Below are 17480 nucleotides of genomic sequence, written 5' to 3'. Positions count from 1 at the left end.
CGGCTTGGGATTACTCGGCAGCCTGCCGCATCGGATTAAGCGGATGTTCCGGCCAGGTCATGTAAGGCTTGTCGGTTTTGACCGGTTCCATGGTGATGCAATCAGGCACCGGACAAATGTGATAGCAAAGGTTGCAACCAACACATTCCTCGTCGATGACAACAAACTCACGGTGCCCGTCTTCCTTCACATTCATCGCAATCGCCTGATGTGATGTATCCTCGCACGCGATGTGGCAACGGCCACATTCGATACAATTGTCGGGGTTGATCACCGCCTTGGTATCGAAATTCATGTTAAGCTCGTTCCAGTTCGCGACCTGCGGCACGGCCGCACGCGTGAACTGTTCGACACTGGTGTAACCCTTGTCATCCATCCACTGGCTCATGCCATCGATCAGATCATCGACAACCCGGAAACCATAAATCATCGCAGCCGTGCAAACCTGCACCGCGTTTGACCCCAACGCCATGAATTCAACGGCGTCTTTCCATGTGGTAATCCCGCCGATGCCGGAAATATGCAGATCACGGGTTTCCGGCGTGCGGGCAATTTCGGCGACCATGTTAAGCGCAATCGGCTTCACTGCCGATCCGCAATAACCACCATGCGTACCCTTACCATCAACAATCGGTTCGGGAACCATGCTGTCAAGATCGACCGAAATGATCGAGTTAACGGTGTTAATGAGCGACACGGCGTCCGCCCCACCTTTAAGTGCTGCCTCTGCCGACCAAAGGATATTGGTGATGTTTGGCGTCAGCTTCGTAAAGACCGGAATATCGACCGCATCCTTGACCCAGCGGGTGACCTGTTCGACCATCTCAGGCACCTGCCCGATGGCCGATCCCATGCCGCGCTCGCACATGCCGTGCGGGCAGCCAAGGTTAAGTTCTATCCCGTGCACGCCGCTTTCGGCGATCTGTTGTGCCAAATCCTTCCATGCCCGTTCTTCAATCGGGGCCATCATCGATCCGATGATCACATGGTCGGGATATTCTTTACGACATTCACGGATTTCCTGAAGGTTGACCGAAAGCGGCCGGTCGGAAATCAGTTCGATATTGTTGATACCAAGCAAACGGCGGTTCTGGTCATGATGCGCGCCATAGCGCGACGATACGTTAACCACCGGCGGATCGATGCCAAGTGTCTTCCAGACAACCCCGCCCCATCCGGCCTGAAATGCGCGAACAACGTTGTATTTCTTGTCGGTCGGCGGTGCGGAGGCCAGCCAGAACGGGTTGAGTGAATCAATCCCGGCAATTTTGCAGCTTAGATCAGCCATTTTCTCTCTCCCTTTCTGGCTTATGCGGTTTTAAGGAACGCATCGATGGCAATTGCAGCCTGTTTGCCGTCTTCGACCGACTGAACTGTCAGGTCCTCGCCACTCTTGATGCAATCCCCACCAGCAAAGATGCCAGAGGCGGTTGTCTGGTAATTTTCGTCGACCACGATCTTGCCCCCGGCAATTTCCATTCCGGCAAGGTCATCTGTTTTGATTTTCTGCCCGATGGCCTTCAGGATCTGATCGGCGCGGATTTCAAATTTCTCGCCGGTACCGACAAGCTTGCCGTCCCGAAGTTCCGTTTTCTCGAACTCCATACCGATGAGTTTACCATTTGCCTTGATCGCAATCGGCTTGGCCCAGTGGCGCACAATCACGCCATTTATCTTGGCCAATTCCTGTTCATATTCGGTCGCCGACATATGTTCGGTCCCACGGCGATAGACCAATGTGACTTCGTCGGCACCAAGGCGTTTGGCCTGAATGGCGGCATCAACTGCAGTGTTGCCACCACCAATCACGATCACATTATTGCCAACCGGCATATCGGATTTCGGTTCGGTCTGACGAAGCTGCTCGATAAAGGCAATCGCATCATCTACACCGTCAAATGCCTCGCCCGGCAGGCCAAGCTCGTTGGTCGCACCAAGCCCCACACCAACAAACACCGCATCATATCCGTCACGCAAAGCCCCAAGACTGATGTCACGGCCAAGCGCCTTGCCATATTCGATCCGGATGCCACCAATGCCCAAAAGAAATTCAACCTCGCGCTGGGCGAAATCATTGGTCATTTTGTAAGCCGCAAGACCATATTCATTAAGCCCGCCCGGCTTCGCCTTGGCTTCGAACACCGTGACATCATGGCCCAGCATCGCCGCACGATGTGCGCACGAAAGTCCCGCTGGACCAGCGCCGACCACAGCAATCTGCTTGCCAGTCGAAGGTGCACGTTTGAATGGATGGGGCAAATCAGCCCGCGCCATCAGATGATCAACCGCAAAACGTTGCAGGCTACCGATTTCGACGGTGACATCTTCTGACACATTACGCACACAGGCCTGTTCGCACAGCACTTCCGTCGGGCAGGCACGTGCACAGGTGCCCCCCATGATGTTGGCTGACAGGATGGTTTTTGCCGCCCCGTCCGGGTTTCCGGTGCTGATTTTGCGGATGAAGCCCGGAATATCGATTGATGTCGGGCATGCTGTAACGCACGGCGCATCATAGCAATACAGGCAGCGATTGCTTTCGGCCATGGCCTGCAAGGTGGAATAAGGCGGATGCAGATCGGAAAAGCCGTCATCAGCGTCGTTATGGCCAACACCATGGATCGCACCTGATTTCGAAACTTGCTTGCCCTGCAAGATGGTCATGTTTTGTCTCCCTGCCAAAAAGGCGTCATCTCCTGGCGTCAGCGAGAGACAAACAAGAATGGCATTCTCAAAAAACCAGCCGCCCTTGGAAGCCTTAAAAAAGCTTCGGATGGATTTATGGCGTATGCGGACGGGCGGGCCCGACCAACTCTGGGTCTTCTATCAATGACATTCTTGGCGTATCCGTCCGGCATATCGCCGGACTATTTCCCAGTATTCGATCTGCCGCGCTTTTATGGAGTTCGGGTTATTCCCGGTTGATAGCACGTACAGATGCCTCTCTCTGACAGATACAGCATGTCCAATCCTGATCATTTGGTCAAGATTAAAAATACAGGTTATTAAACTTGCAGTTTTATCCTGCATTTCTGTCACTTTTGCTCTTTCATCGCCAGAAAACCAGAAGGCTATAACGAATAGCTGTCCTTGACTGCTTCCATCACAACAAAGGTAGATGTGTGCGACACATATGGCAGTTCGGAAATCTTCTCGCCCAGCACACGTCGATAATCACCAATATCACGGCTGCGCACCTTGATCAGGTAATCAAACGCCCCCGCGATCATGTGGCATTGCTCTATTTCAGGCACGTCCCGCACGGCCTTGTTGAATGCATTAAGCGCCTCGGTCTTGGTATCGGTCAGGATCACCTGAACAAACGCAATATGGCTGGCCCCCATTTTTTCCGGATGAAGGATCGCCCGATAACCAAGGATGTGTTCACTTTCTTCCAACCGTCGCAGACGCAGGGCACAGGGGGTTTTCGATAGTCCGACGCGATGCGCCAGATCCGTAACCGTAATCCGGCCATTCACAGCAACTTCGCGCAGAACCGCCAGATCAATCTTGTCCAAAACACCCATTTGGCACCTCTAATGTAATTAAATTTCCTATTACAGCCAAAATAATAAGTGAAATTACCCATTCATCAAATCAACTTTGGGAAAAACCACCTGTCATAAAGTCGTATCATTAACCAACGGCAGCAAACCGCTGGCCCGGGTCGCACAGGCATCAACGACCAGCGGATGTCGGCAAGACCGGATCAAGTCCGGCGTAACGGGAGTGGAAAACCGACAACGAACAACTATCGCAAAAAGGGACTTCACCATGTCACAGACACCATCCGTGAAGCCGATCCTGATTGGCTATGACGGGACAGAGGCAGCAGACCGCGCGGTTCAATTTACCGCCAACCGGGCCGCCGCCGAAGGATGCCCGGTACATGTCATCTATGTTCTGGAATGGTCGCCATACAGCTTTCTGTCGGCCCAGGAACTTGAAGAACGCCATCAACGCCGAACCGAAGAACTTTCCCGTGCCGAGGCCACCCTTGCCCCGGCACTTCGTGTTTTTACCGACCGCAATATCCCAATGACCTACGAGGTCAGATACGGCCATTCCGGCGAACTGATCTGCCAGATCGCCAAGGAAAAGAAAGCCACACAGATCGTCCTTGGTCGAAAGGGCGGCACAGCCCTTGGCGCGCGATTACTGGGCAGCCTTGCCCTGACACTGGTTCAGGCCAGTCCCGTGCCCGTTACCGTGGTGCCCTGAACACCACCGGGTTTGCAGTCAAAAACATAAAACAATCAAAATCGGAGAGTTCTCATGTCTTGCCAGTACAAAGTCCCGGCGTGGGCCGCGGGCATAACGGCGACTATTTTCCCCTTCATGGCGATGGCGCAGGAAGGGTCGCTTGACCAGCGCATCAACGAAACCGTTGCGCCGATCTCAAATGTCATTGCCGGTACAATTTTCTATTCCGTCCCCATCGCGGGGAATGATTTCCCGCTGATCGTCGGCTGGCTTGTAATTGCCGCCGCTATTTTCACGCTTTATTTTGGCTTCGTGCAATTCCGCAAATTCGGCCATGCGATTGCATTGGTGAAAGGTGATTATTCACATCCCGATGACGCGGGCGAAGTTTCGCATTTTCAGGCATTGGCAACGGCCCTGTCAGGTACCGTTGGCCTTGGCAATATTGCCGGTGTTGCCGTCGCGGTTTCCATCGGCGGACCGGGGGCGACATTCTGGATGATTCTTGCCGGTTTGATGGGCATGGCGTCGAAATTTACCGAATGCACATTAGGGGTCAAATATCGCAATGAATATCCCGATGGGCGCGTATCGGGCGGGCCTATGTATTACCTGTCCAAAGGATTGGCCGAAAAAGGCAAACCCGGACTGGGCAAGGCGCTCGCCATCCTTTTTTCGATCTGCTGCATCGGTGGTGCAGTTGGCGGCGGCAACATGTTTCAGGCCAATCAGGCCTTCCAGCAGGTCGTCAATGTTACCGGTGGTGAAAACAGCTTCGTTGCCGGAAGCGGCTGGCTATTCGGCCTGATCATGGCCGTCATCGTTGGCTCGGTCATCATTGGCGGCATCAAATCGATTGCCAAGGTCACCGAAAAAATCGTGCCTTTCATGGCGGTAATTTATGTCACCGCCGGGCTGGTTATTATCATCAGCAATATCGGCATGGTCGGTCAGGCGTTTAGCGACATTTTCGTCGGGGCCTTTACCGGGGCCGGTGTGGCCGGTGGCGTTGTCGGGGCCTTGATCCAGGGCTTCAAACGTGCAGCCTTTTCCAACGAGGCCGGTATTGGTTCGGCTGCCATCGCCCATTCGGCAGTTCGCACCAAGGAACCGGTGACAGAGGGTTATGTCGCCCTGCTTGAACCGTTTATCGATACTGTTGTGATCTGCACCATGACAGCCCTTGTCATTACCATCAGCGGCGAACTCAATTCCGGCCTGACCGGTGTTGAACTGACATCGGCGGCATTTGCATCAGCCTTTACATGGTTTCCGCTGGTACTGGCACTTGCCGTGGTCCTGTTTGCCTTTTCAACCATGCTGTCATGGTCCTATTACGGCCTGAAAGCCTGGACCTATCTTGTGGGAGAAGGCAAAGGCAAGGAGATCATCTTCAAGCTGTTCTTCTGCCTGTGTGTCATCGTGGGGGCAAGCATGAGCCTCGGTCCCGTAATTGACTTCTCGGATTCCATGATCTTTGCCATGGCCATTCCGAACGTCATTGGCCTTTATCTGCTGATGTCGGTCGTACGCGGCGAAGTGGACCAATACTGGGCCAAAATCGACCGTGGCGAAATCCGCAAAGTCGACAAATCTGCTGCTGCCGAAGCAGAAGCCTGACCCACGATCAAACCAAAAGCCCCCTGCCTTTCGCGCAGGGGGCTTGATTTGGCCTATTCCATAACTTCCATATGCTCGTCACGAGACGGCGCCCTGCACTTTGGCCCCTGCATCAAAAGCAGCAAGGGCACCACTGCAATCACGATCCACATCATCGCCTGAAAATCATTCAGATAGGCAACCGTATTGGCCTGAGCTGTCACAACCTGATTAAGGGTGACTGCACCGGTCGCACTCTGCCAGTCCCAAGTTTCGGGCAGCCACGGGCTTTGCAACGCCATCCGGAATGGCGTCAGGGTCGCGGCAAGGCTTGCATGCATCACTTGGGTATTCTGCGTCAGCATCGTGGTCATCACTGAAATGCCGATGCTTGATCCGATATTGCGCATCAGGCTGAACATCGCCGTACCTTCGGTACGGTAATGCGGATCAAGGGTGGCAAAGGTAATCGTGCTGAGCGGCACGAAAATAAAGCCGAGCCCGATCCCCTGAATGATCCCGGTGCGGATGATCGTGAATTCGCTGACCTCGGTCGTAAAGCCCATCATCTGGTAAAGTGACAAGGCTGTCATGAACAGACCGAACAGGATCAGAAGCCGGATATCGATTTTGCCGATCAACCGCCCGACAAGCATCATGGCGATCATCGTGCCAACCCCGCGCGGCGCAAGCAGCATCCCTGCCGTCACCACCGGATATCCCATCAGATTTTGCAAAAATGGCGGCAATAATGCCAATGTCGCAAGCAACACCACACCGACGATAAAGATAAAGAACAACCCGATAACAAAGTTCCGGTCCGCAAACAGCCCCGGCTCCAGAAACGGATTTCTGGCCGTAAACATATGTACGATGAACATATAAAGGCACACCGCCGCCAAGGCCGTTTCAATCAGGATTTCCGACGACGAAAACCAGTTCTGGCTTTCCCCGCGATCAAGCATCATCTGCAACGCGCCAATCGAAAGGCTCAGCAACGCAAAGCCGAACCAGTCAAATGAAAGCCCTTTTCGTTTATCGGTTTCGGGCACAAAGGCCATGATCCCGCCAAGGGCCAAAAGACCGACGGGCAGGTTGATGTAAAACACCCAGCGCCAATTGTAATACTCGGTCAAATACCCGCCCAGTGTCGGTCCGAGGATCGGGCCAAGCATCACACCCATGCCCCACATCGCCATGGCCGAGCCATGCTTTTCCTTGGGGTATGTATCAAGCAAAACTGCCTGCGACAGCGGAACCAACCCGGCACCAAATGCACCTTGCAACAAGCGAAACACAACCATTTCCGGCAGGGAAACAGCCGCCCCGCACAACATGGAGGCAATGGTAAAACCGGTGACAGACACCAGAAACAGCTTCTTGCGACCAAACCGTGACGCCAGAAAGCCTGTCGGTGGCGTCATAATAGCCGCGGCAACGATATAGGATGTCAGCACCCAGGAAATCTGATCCTGGGTGGCGGCCATACTACCCTGCATATGCGGCAGGGCAACGTTTGCAATAGTGGTATCAAGTGCCTGCATGATCGTCGCAAGCATGATCGAAACGGTGGTCAGACCGCGTTCAAGCGGCTTGGTCTCGCTGGCCGCCGTGGCGGCTGCATTCATTGCACGGCCCCTTCGGTACCAGCTTCGGCCTGATTGATCCCGATCCAGCCAAGTGCGACGGCGGCAAAGGCCGGCAGTTCACGTTTGTGATGGGTATCCACCTCGACCTCGGTGCTCATGCCAGCCCGCAATTCAGGACCACCATTTTCAATGTCAACGGCGATCCGCACCGGGACCCGTTGCACGACCTTCACCCAGTTGCCCGTCGCATTCTGGGCCGGAATCACGGAAAATTCTGCACCGGTGGCCGGGGCAACCGAATGAACCACACCTTGCCAGACCTTGCCCGGATAGGCATCGACCGAAATCTCGGCTTCCTGTCCCGGTTCAAGATGAGTCAGATCAACTTCCTTGAAATTGGCATCAATCCAGACGGCATCGCTCGAAACAAGGCTCGCCATAGCCTGCCCTGCCTTGGCATAGGCACCTTCTTCGGGTTTGTTGCTAATCACACCGCGGAACGGGGCGATAATTTCGGTATGGGTAAGATCAAGTTCGGCCTGATCAAGCGCGTATTTGGCCTGCTGATATTGCGGCAAATCCGTAATCGGTGTGTCGTAATTTCCGCCGAGCTTCGCCAATGTGGTTTTCATCGCCCGCTGATCAAGGACGATGCGCTGCTTTGCTGCCAAAAGCGCATTTTGGGCTTCATCGAAGGATGCCTGCGACGCGACATTGCTTTTGCGCAATGCCGCCTGCCGGTCATATTTCTTTTTGGCAAAATCCAGATTGATCTTCGCCAGTTCAAGACTGCCCTGAAGCTCTTCATAGCTTTGCTTCAGCGCCTCAATCTCCTGCGCAGTGGCGGCAAGGTTGGCATGTGCGCGTTCAACTGCAATCTGATAGGGGCGCGGATCAATGCGAAACAAGACGTCTCCCTTTTCCACCCGCTGGTTTTCATGGATCAGGATTTCGCTGATCGGTCCGTCAATCTGAGGACTGATCGCAACCATATCGGCATGGATATAGGCATTTTCGGTACCGACAAACCGCCCGCCGGAATAATACCAGTATGCCCCGCCGACAATCACCGCAAGTGGTCCGGCCAGAAGCAATACGGAACGCAACCAGCGCTTCTTGCGTTTGGCAACATTCTGTTCGTTACCTGCAGATGCGCCAACATTTTCATTTTTCTCGGTCATGATACAGGGCCTTGCTTCAGTCTTTTGACTTTTTCGTTTTGGTGGGGGCGCTTTCGGGCCTTTTCTGTGGCGGTTCGGCCGCCATCAGGTTTTCATGCATCTTTCCAAGAACGGAAATCAGCATTTCCTGCATTTCCGGCGTAATACCGATCATCGCCTCTTCGCGGGCAGATGCCGCAACAACCATGATCCGTTCCAGCAACTCGGTTGCCTTTGCGGTTACATAAAGCTGCACCGCACGACGATCATCGGGGTCCGGACGGCGTTCAACCAGCCCTTCCTCGACCAGCTTGTCGATCAGACGCGCCGTCGTTATGGGCTGGATTTCGAGCATTTCTGCCAAAGCCACCTGCCGGATGCCTTCCTTGCGCGCGACATAGGCCATGGCCTGCATCTGCGCCTGCGTCAGGCCGAAATCACCAGCATGACGCATAAAATTACGCCGCATCAGGCGGGTCACGTCCTTCATCAGGAAGCCGATATTCTGTTTTGGATCGCTAAAAGACGCCAATGGGTGCCTCTGTCAAAGTAGATCGGTTGATATATAGTAAGTAATATATATTAAATTCACAAATGACCACAAGTCATATAATTTCACATCCCTTATGCAAGCCATTCATGGCTGCCGGTCATCGGGTCTGCTTTGCAATTGCGGTGAAATGTGCGATTTTGATCGGCAAGCGTTGTACGATTGTGATATGACACGCGCAAATTTACCGCCGGGTCATGGAATCCCGACGGACAGAGAGATTCCCGTATCCCAAAGAAAAGACCCGCAAGTGATGAGTAATCAATCGCGCCGTTCCGAATTGCTGATGCCCGCCGGCTCGCTAGAAAAACTGAAAGTCGCCGTCCTTTATGGGGCTGACGCGGTTTATATGGGCACGCCCGACCTGTCGCTTCGGGTCAAAAGCCAGATATCGCTTGAAGATGTGGTCGAAGGGATCGAATTTGCCCATGAACATGGCGTTCGCGTTTATCTGACGCTGAACCTGTTCTCGCATAACAAGGATATCGACAAGCTGCCGGAATATGTCGACACCGTGCGCAAGGTCCGCCCGGACGGGCTGATCGTTGCCGATCCCGGTGTTTTCATGTTTGTCCGTGAACATGCCCCGGAACTTGACCTCCATGTGTCGACACAGGCAAACGTATGTTCTTGGCAGTCGGTCAAATTCTGGCAGAGCATCGGGGCGAAGCTTGTCGTTCTGGGCCGTGAGGTTTCCTACGAGGAACTCACCGAAATTCGCGCCAAATGCCAGGACATCAAGATCGAGGCCTTCGTGCATGGCTCGATGTGCATGACCTATTCCGGGCGCTGTCTGTTGTCGAACTTCATGGCCGAACGCGGCGCCAATCAGGGGGCATGTGCCAATTCGTGCCGCTGGAAATACAAAGTCCACATGAAGATCAAGGACGGCACGGTCAAGGAACTCAAACTGACCGAGGAAAACCTCGAAATGTTTGACTTCTTCCTTGAAGAAGACATGCGTCCGGGCGAACTGATGGAAATTCAGGAAGACGAACGTGGCTCTTATATCCTGAACTCGCGCGATCTTTGCATCATGCCGAAGCTCGAAGATTACCTGAAAATCGGTGTCGATAGCCTCAAGGTCGAAGGCCGTGGCAAAAGCCCCTATTACGCAGGCCTTGTTGCACGTGCCTATCGCATGGCAATTGATGACTGGTACAAGGATCCGGAAAACTGGTCAGCCGAAGAATATATGAAGGAACTGGCAACCATCCCGAACCGGGGCTACACCCTTGCGTTTCATGATGGCCGCCTGACCAATTATGCACATGGCTATGACAGCAATACCAATGTGTCCGATTGGGAATTTGCCGGGATGATCGAGGAAGTCGAAGACGACGCCTTCATCATGTCGGTCAAAAACCGCATGCTGCCCGGTGACGTCATTGAAATCGTCCCGCCGCGTTCGCGCCAGACCATTTTCATCCGCATGTATGAATTCATCGATGCCAAAACCGGCAAGGTCGGCGAAGCGGTCCATGCCAACACCCATCCGCGCATCCGCCTTCCGTTCTCCCTGTTTGAACAGGAAGATCCTGAATTCCTGAAGCGTGAAATCCTGCCGATGACCATCGTGCGCAAGGAAAAGGCCCTGTCCGAAGACGAATGGCAACGCCTGAAACTTGATCAAGAAGGCCACAAGATCGAAATGGGCAAAGGCAACGAAGAACGCTATGACGCCAAACGCGAAGCACTTCAGACCGCCCTTGATGACCGCCAGAAAGAACGCTCTTTCCGTACCCCGCGCGTCGGCACCAAAGGATGCTGCGGCCGTGGTTGTAACGGCTGCCTGATCTTCTGGCACGATGAAAGCTATGCCAAAGCGCGTGAAATCCTTGCCAAACGCAAACAGGGTGAAATGCTGGAAAAAGACGGCAAGACGATTGCCGCTGAATAGGCATTCACAAAGCCCGGATACAGGAACGGCAGCCCAATGTGGCTGCCGTTTTCTTTTGGGCTACTTGATGGCCTTTTCGGCCTGTTGCTCCAGCTTGTCGATCCGACGAAGACCAAACCAGCCAAGCCCAAGAAACACAATCAGCAGGATAGGGCTAAGCAGCGTCAGATTGCGTTCCAACAGTTCCGACATCCCCTCGCCCAAGACATATCCAAGTGCAAAGAACGACCCGATCCAAATCAGGATCGATGCGATACTCAGCAGCAGAAACCGCATAAACGACATTGAGCTCATTCCGACCGGGAACACACTGATAGAGCGGATGGTGTTGGGATAGCGACACAGCATGATGTAGGCGACACCATAATGCTCAAACAGGCGCATGGTTTTGCCCAGCCATTTTGAAAACGAGTCAGGCAGTTTTCTGACAATCGCATCGCCATATTTCCGGCCCAGCCAGAACCTTACCATGTCCCCGACAAATGCGCCGGAAATCATCGCGATCATGGATGGACCGATCAGAAGACTTTCGGACACGACAAAGATACCGACAAAAACTGGCAGGATGCTGGCCTTGCTCACGCAGTAGGTAAAGATCAGGCTATAGACCAGTTGCTGGTGATCCTGAATCCAAAGATTGATTGTTTCAAACACGTCCGCACTCGCCTGCCTGTCCCAAAGATAAAAAGTGTTCTAGATCAGGCTGGCCTCATAAGCGAGTGTGCCGCTTCACACCCTGAATATTATTACGCCATCTCAAACCGGATCGGTTGTGCCCCCTCCCAAAGCGCCATCTTGCCGAGCTTTTCAAGGTCATCAAAATTGCTGGTAATCGTGATGAAATGGTTGCCGGCAAGCTGCCCGACTTTCGATGCGAAATGAACACCGCCATAGGCCAACAGTATTTCGGTTTCGCTGATGCCGCCGGGATACAGAATAATCTGGCCCGGTGCCGGGAAACTGGTGTGATTTTCATAACCAATGCCGAACTGATAATCGCCAAGCGGCATCCAGACACCCTCGCCGCTCCAGCGGACATGGACGGCTTTGCTTTCAAACGGCATGCAATCCATGAACGCCTTGCAGGTTTGCGGCGCCTTGGCGATTTCAAGTACACCGTCAAAGGTAAACGGGCCTGCAGTGATTTTAATCTTGGTCATCATAAATCCATTCAAACAAACATCATGATCCAGCCCCACGCAAACGCAAGGCTGATCAGGGTAATCGGGATGCCGACCCGGGCATAATCGCCAAAGCCGATGGTAATACCGGCGGCGCGGGCCTGTTCGACCGCAATGATATTGGCGACCGAACCGACAATTAAAAAGTTGCCCGACAATGTGCTGAAAACCGCAAGCCCGTGCAACAGTTTGGGCGTCCAATCCGGGCCAAGAGACAGCAACATCATCACCAGCGGCACATTACCAATCGTGTTACTTCCCGCAAGCGAAAGGGTGGCCAGCACCGCCGGGTTATCAATCCGAATCCCTGAAAGCGCATCGCGGAAAAAGGTAGCAATCGCGTCATCCCCGGCCATTACCCCGGTAACAATGAACAGCCCGCAAAACAGGGCCAGCAAATGCCAGTCGACCCGCCCCAATACCTGATCAGTACCAAGCCTTCGGCTAAGCAACAGCACAGCCACAATCAGCAATGACCAAAGGGCGCGGTCTTCGACAAAGATAAAGATCGCAATTACCGCAATCGTCGCTGCCACCGCTTTGATCAGCATCGGGCGGTCAAGCTTGATCGGGCCGCCTTCGTCCAGTGCCGAGCCATCTGGCACCGGATCAAACGCGGCCCGCGTCATCGGACCATAGGCGATCACGCCATAGACTATCAAAAGTCCAATCAGGGCAGGCACACCGCACGCCAGAAGGAAGGCTGTGAAATCAAGTTGCCCGAATTCGGCAATCATAAGGTTCTGCGGATTACCGATCAGGGTCGCGGCCGATCCGGCATTGGCTGCACATGCAACGGCAATCACATAGGGACGCGGATCAAGACGGCGCGCCATTACACCCCGTATCAGGATCGGCGTCACCGCCCAGACGACAACATCATTGGTCATCACCGCCGACAGGCCGCCGCAAATCGCAATTACCCCCGCCAGAAGCCCGCGCGGGGTCAAATCAAGATGGGTGATCCGGTTGCCGATCCAGTCAAAGAAACCGCTGGCAGCATATTGCGAAGACAACACCATCAATGTCAGCAAAACCGAAAGTGTCGCGAAATCGACCGATGTGAGTGCCGCGTCCCCGTCAACCGCCCCGCTTAGCAGCAGGACCAGCGCCCCGATCAGCGCAATCCCCGTGCGATTGATCGCAAGCCCCGGCCAACGCCCCAGCGCCATGCCGATATAGACCCCGCCAAATACGGCAACAACCAGCCAATCCAATCCGTGCCATCCTGTTTAAATTCGGCGCACAATAGCCGCCTGTTATTTATCGCTACTCTGGTAATCGGACGCGGTCAATCTCATCTCGGGCACCCTGCGGGATATGCACAAATTGCAATGCCCCATGTTGAAATCCGATAAATCACGTTCTTGCCAATCCAAAAACCGGCCATTCGCGCCACTTTGTGCGAAGCAACATGAATTGTTCGACGTTTCTGCGGTTGTCTCATGACAAAACGCCATAAAATTTCACTTGCACGCGAGGTTCAACAGGCGTACATCGCGACTTGCCCAAAGTCGCACGTGCCTGTGGTGGTCCTGCTAGATGGAACCCTGTAGGACTTACTTAAAGCAACGACGGTGTAGGGCTTTTTTGGTCTCAGGTGGTTGTCCAAATACCACCGACACTGAAGAGGCACACCATCATTGCCCTACGTGCGGACGGGAAACTCCCATCCATAGCGAGGCAAAAAGTTTCGCAAGTTCCGGTAGGCACCGGAGCTTATCAGCCTGTCGGTAGTCCGCGTTACTGCGCCTCCACCGCGCCTAAACGCATCAGGTACCGCAAGCTGCCATATCGTGGAATGGGAGAACGCCCCAATGGCAACGCAGCGTATTATCGATTTTCTCGCCCAGAGCCGACCGGAAGGTCCGTGCCTGGTTGTCGACCTTGACGTGGTTCAGCGCAACTACGAAACCTTCACCCGTGCCCTGCCGGATTCCCGTGTTTTCTATGCGGTCAAGGCAAACCCGGCACCGGAAGTTCTGAGCCTGCTTGCCGATCTTGGCAGCAATTTCGACACTGCATCCGTGCCTGAAATCGAAATGGCGATGGCCGCAGGTGCAAGCCCGGAGCGTATTTCGTTTGGCAACACCATCAAAAAGGAACGTGACATTGCGCGTGCCTACGCGCTGGGTGTTCGCCTGTTCGCCGTTGATTGCGTCGAAGAAGTCGAAAAGATTGCCCGTGTAGCCCCGGCTTCGCGTGTATTCTGCCGCATCCTGACCGATGGCGAAGGTGCCGAATGGCCACTGTCGCGCAAATTCGGTTGCGCGCCGAGCATGGCGCTTGAAGTTCTTCAGCATGCCCATCACATGGGTCTGGACGCATACGGCGTTTCCTTCCATGTCGGATCGCAGCAGTGCAATCTTGATGCCTGGAACACAGCCCTTGCAGAAGCCTCGTCGATTTTCCGCACCCTTGCCGAAAAGGGCATTGTCCTTCGCATGGTCAATATGGGTGGCGGTTTCCCGACCCGTTATCTGCGCGACGTTCCGGCAACCGAAGCATACGGTGCAGCAATCATCGACGCGCTTCACACACATTTCGGCAACCACATGCCCGAAACCATCATCGAACCGGGCCGTGGCATGGTTGGCGATGCCGGCGTGATCAAAGCCGAAGTCGTTCTGATTTCGCGTAAACATGCCGATGATCCGGTACGTTGGGTTTACCTCGATATCGGTAAATTCGGCGGCCTTGCCGAAACCATGGATGAAGCGATCCGTTATCCGATCACCACGATCCATGACGGCGGCGATGTTGCACCGTGCGTTCTTGCCGGTCCGACATGTGATTCGGCTGACGTGCTTTACGAAAAGAAACCCTACGATCTGCCGATTGCACTGACCATCGGTGACGAGGTTCTGATCGAAGCAACCGGTGCCTATACCACCACTTATGCCTCGGTGGCGTTCAACGGTTTCGCACCGCTGACCGCCTATGTGATCTAGGGATCTCATCGATGATCGTGATTGATCGCGAAAACAGCCTTTCGCACGTCGAACGTGAAAAGCTGCTTGATCGCGTCATGGGTCCGTCGCGCTTTCAGAAATCGTCTGAATTGCTGCGCCGTGGCCGCCTTCCGGCTGACGGTCTGGCGTTTGTCGCCCACGACGGCAAACACATGATCGGAACAGTCCGGTTGTGGAATGTCAAAGCCGGTCACAGCGGGTCTTCGCTGTTGCTGGGGCCGCTTGCGGTTGAAAAGGCCTATAGCGGCTCGGGCGTTGGTGCGGGTTTGATGTATGCGGCACTGAATGCCGCACAGTCAACCGGGCACAAGTCGGTTCTGCTGGTCGGTGATCCGGATTATTACGCGCGCTTCGGCTTCCATGCGGCCCCTGCCAACGGGCTTTTGATGCCCGGACATTTTGATCGCCACCGGTTCCTTGGCATCAATCTTGGCAATGGTGATGCCCTTTCGGGTTCCACGGGCATCCTTCGGGGAACCGGCCAGATGACACATTGAGTTGGCATATTGATTAAACGACCGTGATTTGATGAAAAAAGCCCCGCAGCCAGTGCTGCGGGGCTTTTCTGTTAGGGACTTTCGGCAATCAGCTCGTGCAGTTGTTACGCGACAGCCAGCCGATAAAGATGCCGTTATGTTCAAGCCGCTGGTGGCTGAAGCATTCCCCACCGGGATAGGCCCCGCTTGCCGGGGTGAAGCGTACATTGCCCTCCCCGGGCAGGCGGTTGGTGTTGGCCTCGACCAGTTCGGTATGAACTTCGCCAAGCCCGTCGGTCGGCGCAAGGCAGTCGTAGCGCCCGCCATTGCTGTTTATCGTGCGAACGCCGACCATGCCATGGTTCAACGGCCAGGCTTTCAGAACCGACGTCAGATCACCGCTTGATACCGCAAGGCAGGAATTGATTGCTGGCATCAGTTCGTTGATGAAACGGGTCCATTCCGGATTTTCCGGTTTTTCAAGCTCCGTGATATCGACGACCGGGAAATCGCCGGGGGCAAGTGCAAGCCCGGTAATTTCGGCAGAAACCGCACATTTGGTCGAACCACTCGGCCCGGTCCAGATCGCTTCCTGGCCTTTGCCACGAATTGAATACATCTCGTTGGCATATTCATACCCGGAACCGGTCCGCTTGATGTTCAGGACAAGCGGCTCACGGCCAAGAAATTCAATAACCGCCTCGCCCTTGCGCCCCTCGAAAGTAGCATAGAACCGGCTTTTATCCTCGCAGACAAAAGTCTGGCGCCCGGTAACCGGTGCCATTGCAGCTTCACCAAGGGCGGCCTCGATCCGGCTTAATGCGACCTTGCTTTGCGCCATCGCCCCGCTGACTTCATGCTCGTCCGGGGTGCCAGGTACGCCATTGACGGTTTTCGATCCCCCGGCAAAGCGGCCCATGGCAAAATCAAGATTAAGCGTAAAGTTCAGCACATCACCGTCACTTGCTCCGCCAAAATTCATGCGATTGGCATCTTCAACAAATCGCAGAAGCTTGCCATTGCGATAATAGAATTTGACATCCGACTTGCCATAATCCCCAAGATCACGATGTTCCTCCACATAGACAGGCTGCCCATCGGTAGTGACATAGGCCTTGAATGTCGCCTTGCTGTCCCCGGCACTATAACTGCCCGGGATCATCCGGAGATCAGGCAGGCGTGCCTCGATCGCGGCAACATCGCGTTCAACATCCGAACTGCCGCCATTGCGCGCGGCGGCCGCTGATCCCGGCCCGGCGCGTTTGACCATCACTTCGACATCATCGGGCGCATCATTGGTCAGCACGGGATATGCCTGATCATTGCGAAACAGAAGATCGCCATTCTTGGTCTCGATCTTTGCCTCGATCACATATCGATGGCGCGGATCGATCTGTTTGGCATCATAGGGCAGGATAAATACCATCGGCGGATTGGTCGCCGGATGGGTTATGGATGCAATTTCCATCGACGGCGCATCGGCTTTTGATACATCAAGAAGTCGCACGACAAGATTTGCACTGTTTGGTGCCAGGGCAATTCTTTCGCGGAAAACGACGGTGCCGGTAACCCGGTCCTGATTGGATTGCAGTCCGGTACAGCCCGTGACCAGAGCCAAAAGCCCGATCATCAATACCGCCTGCAACCTTCCCCAAATCCATGAAGAGAGTTTCATTATGGCCTCAGTTTGCTCGTGTTTTTATCGGGTGTAGTCCCCCGTTCGCAATCGTGACCGCAAACAACAAGAAAACCAAGGCCAAAAAGCGGCAAAATTACTGATTAAAGTTATGTTATTTCATTACGGCACTCAGGCGGCAAAACCGCCTGACACCATGGAACCCAGTACCTGC

Annotated in this window: 15 protein-coding genes; 5 read left to right on the top strand and 10 right to left on the bottom strand. The window is 54.2% G+C overall.

The window, feature by feature from the left end:
• Window positions 1-10 precede the first annotated feature (10 nt).
• The 3 genes from preA to TH468_RS20575 all read right to left on the bottom strand — a co-directional run bounded on the left by preA (window position 11) and on the right by TH468_RS20575 (window position 3527).
• A complete protein-coding gene (preA, locus tag TH468_RS20585) occupies window positions 11-1288 on the bottom strand; it encodes an NAD-dependent dihydropyrimidine dehydrogenase subunit PreA (protein WP_062950831.1) in 1278 nt (425 codons plus the stop codon).
• Window positions 1289-1308: 20 nt separating this feature from the next.
• Entirely contained in the window at window positions 1309-2664 is a 1356-nt protein-coding gene (locus TH468_RS20580; protein ID WP_085646317.1) for an NAD(P)-dependent oxidoreductase, read from the bottom strand.
• Between the two features lie 407 nt (window positions 2665-3071).
• Complete coding sequence (locus tag TH468_RS20575; RefSeq protein ID WP_062950827.1) at window positions 3072-3527, bottom strand: Lrp/AsnC ligand binding domain-containing protein; 456 nt, start codon at window positions 3525-3527, stop codon at window positions 3072-3074.
• Window positions 3528-3774: 247 nt separating this feature from the next.
• Here TH468_RS20575 and TH468_RS20570 point away from each other — a divergent pair, with 247 nt between their 5' ends.
• Both TH468_RS20570 and TH468_RS20565 read left to right on the top strand, forming a co-directional pair.
• Window positions 3775-4221, top strand: a complete 447-nt coding sequence (locus tag TH468_RS20570) for a universal stress protein (RefSeq protein WP_062958544.1) — start codon at window positions 3775-3777, stop codon at window positions 4219-4221.
• 54 nt (window positions 4222-4275) lie between these two features.
• Window positions 4276-5823, top strand: a complete 1548-nt coding sequence (locus TH468_RS20565) for a sodium:alanine symporter family protein (RefSeq protein WP_085646316.1) — start codon at window positions 4276-4278, stop codon at window positions 5821-5823.
• A gap of 53 nt (window positions 5824-5876) precedes the next feature.
• On the opposite strand, the gene TH468_RS20560 is transcribed toward TH468_RS20565, so the two are convergent.
• Genes TH468_RS20560 through TH468_RS20550 form a run of 3 tightly spaced genes read right to left on the bottom strand, consistent with a single transcriptional unit; the run spans window position 5877 to window position 9083 of the window.
• On the bottom strand, window positions 5877-7430 hold the full coding sequence (locus tag TH468_RS20560; RefSeq protein ID WP_085646315.1) for a DHA2 family efflux MFS transporter permease subunit: 1554 nt from the start codon (window positions 7428-7430) through the stop codon (window positions 5877-5879).
• A complete protein-coding gene (locus tag TH468_RS20555) occupies window positions 7427-8572 on the bottom strand; it encodes an HlyD family secretion protein (RefSeq protein ID WP_085646314.1) in 1146 nt (381 codons plus the stop codon). The genes TH468_RS20560 and TH468_RS20555 overlap by 4 nt, the downstream gene beginning before the upstream one ends.
• Before the next feature lie 16 nt (window positions 8573-8588).
• A complete protein-coding gene (locus TH468_RS20550; RefSeq protein ID WP_210402276.1) occupies window positions 8589-9083 on the bottom strand; it encodes a MarR family winged helix-turn-helix transcriptional regulator in 495 nt (164 codons plus the stop codon).
• Window positions 9084-9354: 271 nt separating this feature from the next.
• Here TH468_RS20550 and TH468_RS20545 point away from each other — a divergent pair, with 271 nt between their 5' ends.
• Window positions 9355-11001, top strand: coding sequence for a U32 family peptidase C-terminal domain-containing protein (locus tag TH468_RS20545; RefSeq protein ID WP_085646312.1), 1647 nt, complete (start codon window positions 9355-9357; stop codon window positions 10999-11001).
• 60 nt (window positions 11002-11061) lie between these two features.
• Here TH468_RS20545 and TH468_RS20540 read toward each other — a convergent pair whose 3' ends face one another.
• The 3 genes from TH468_RS20540 to TH468_RS20530 form a co-directional block, all read right to left on the bottom strand.
• Window positions 11062-11655: a DedA family protein gene (locus TH468_RS20540; RefSeq protein WP_085646311.1), complete on the bottom strand. Its 594-nt coding sequence runs from the start codon at window positions 11653-11655 to the stop codon at window positions 11062-11064.
• 92 nt (window positions 11656-11747) lie between these two features.
• The gene (locus tag TH468_RS20535; protein WP_085646344.1) at window positions 11748-12161 is read right to left on the bottom strand and encodes a DUF3830 family protein; all 414 of its coding nucleotides are present in this window, start codon (window positions 12159-12161) and stop codon (window positions 11748-11750) included.
• An 11-nt stretch (window positions 12162-12172) separates the two neighbouring features.
• Window positions 12173-13399 (bottom strand): SLC13 family permease, encoded by a 1227-nt coding sequence (locus tag TH468_RS20530; RefSeq protein ID WP_085646310.1) that lies wholly within the window; start codon window positions 13397-13399, stop codon window positions 12173-12175.
• 600 nt (window positions 13400-13999) lie between these two features.
• Between TH468_RS20530 and TH468_RS20525 the strand changes: the two genes are divergently transcribed.
• Together TH468_RS20525 and TH468_RS20520 are read left to right on the top strand one after the other, a co-directional pair.
• On the top strand, window positions 14000-15133 hold the full coding sequence (locus tag TH468_RS20525; RefSeq protein ID WP_085646309.1) for a type III PLP-dependent enzyme: 1134 nt from the start codon (window positions 14000-14002) through the stop codon (window positions 15131-15133).
• A gap of 11 nt (window positions 15134-15144) precedes the next feature.
• Window positions 15145-15651 carry a GNAT family N-acetyltransferase gene (locus TH468_RS20520; protein WP_085646308.1) on the top strand — a complete coding sequence of 169 codons (507 nt, stop codon included), beginning with the start codon at window positions 15145-15147 and terminating at the stop codon, window positions 15649-15651.
• Window positions 15652-15739: 88 nt separating this feature from the next.
• On the opposite strand, the gene TH468_RS20515 is transcribed toward TH468_RS20520, so the two are convergent.
• Complete coding sequence (locus tag TH468_RS20515; RefSeq protein ID WP_246832397.1) at window positions 15740-17305, bottom strand: YbaY family lipoprotein; 1566 nt, start codon at window positions 17303-17305, stop codon at window positions 15740-15742.
• Between the last annotated feature and the right edge of the window lie 175 nt (window positions 17306-17480).

It is taken from the genome of Thalassospira sp. MCCC 1A03138 (assembly GCF_002115785.1).
In the GTDB taxonomy this organism is placed as follows: domain Bacteria; phylum Pseudomonadota; class Alphaproteobacteria; order Rhodospirillales; family Thalassospiraceae; genus Thalassospira.
This window is presented reverse-complemented; position numbering and strand designations above follow the sequence as displayed.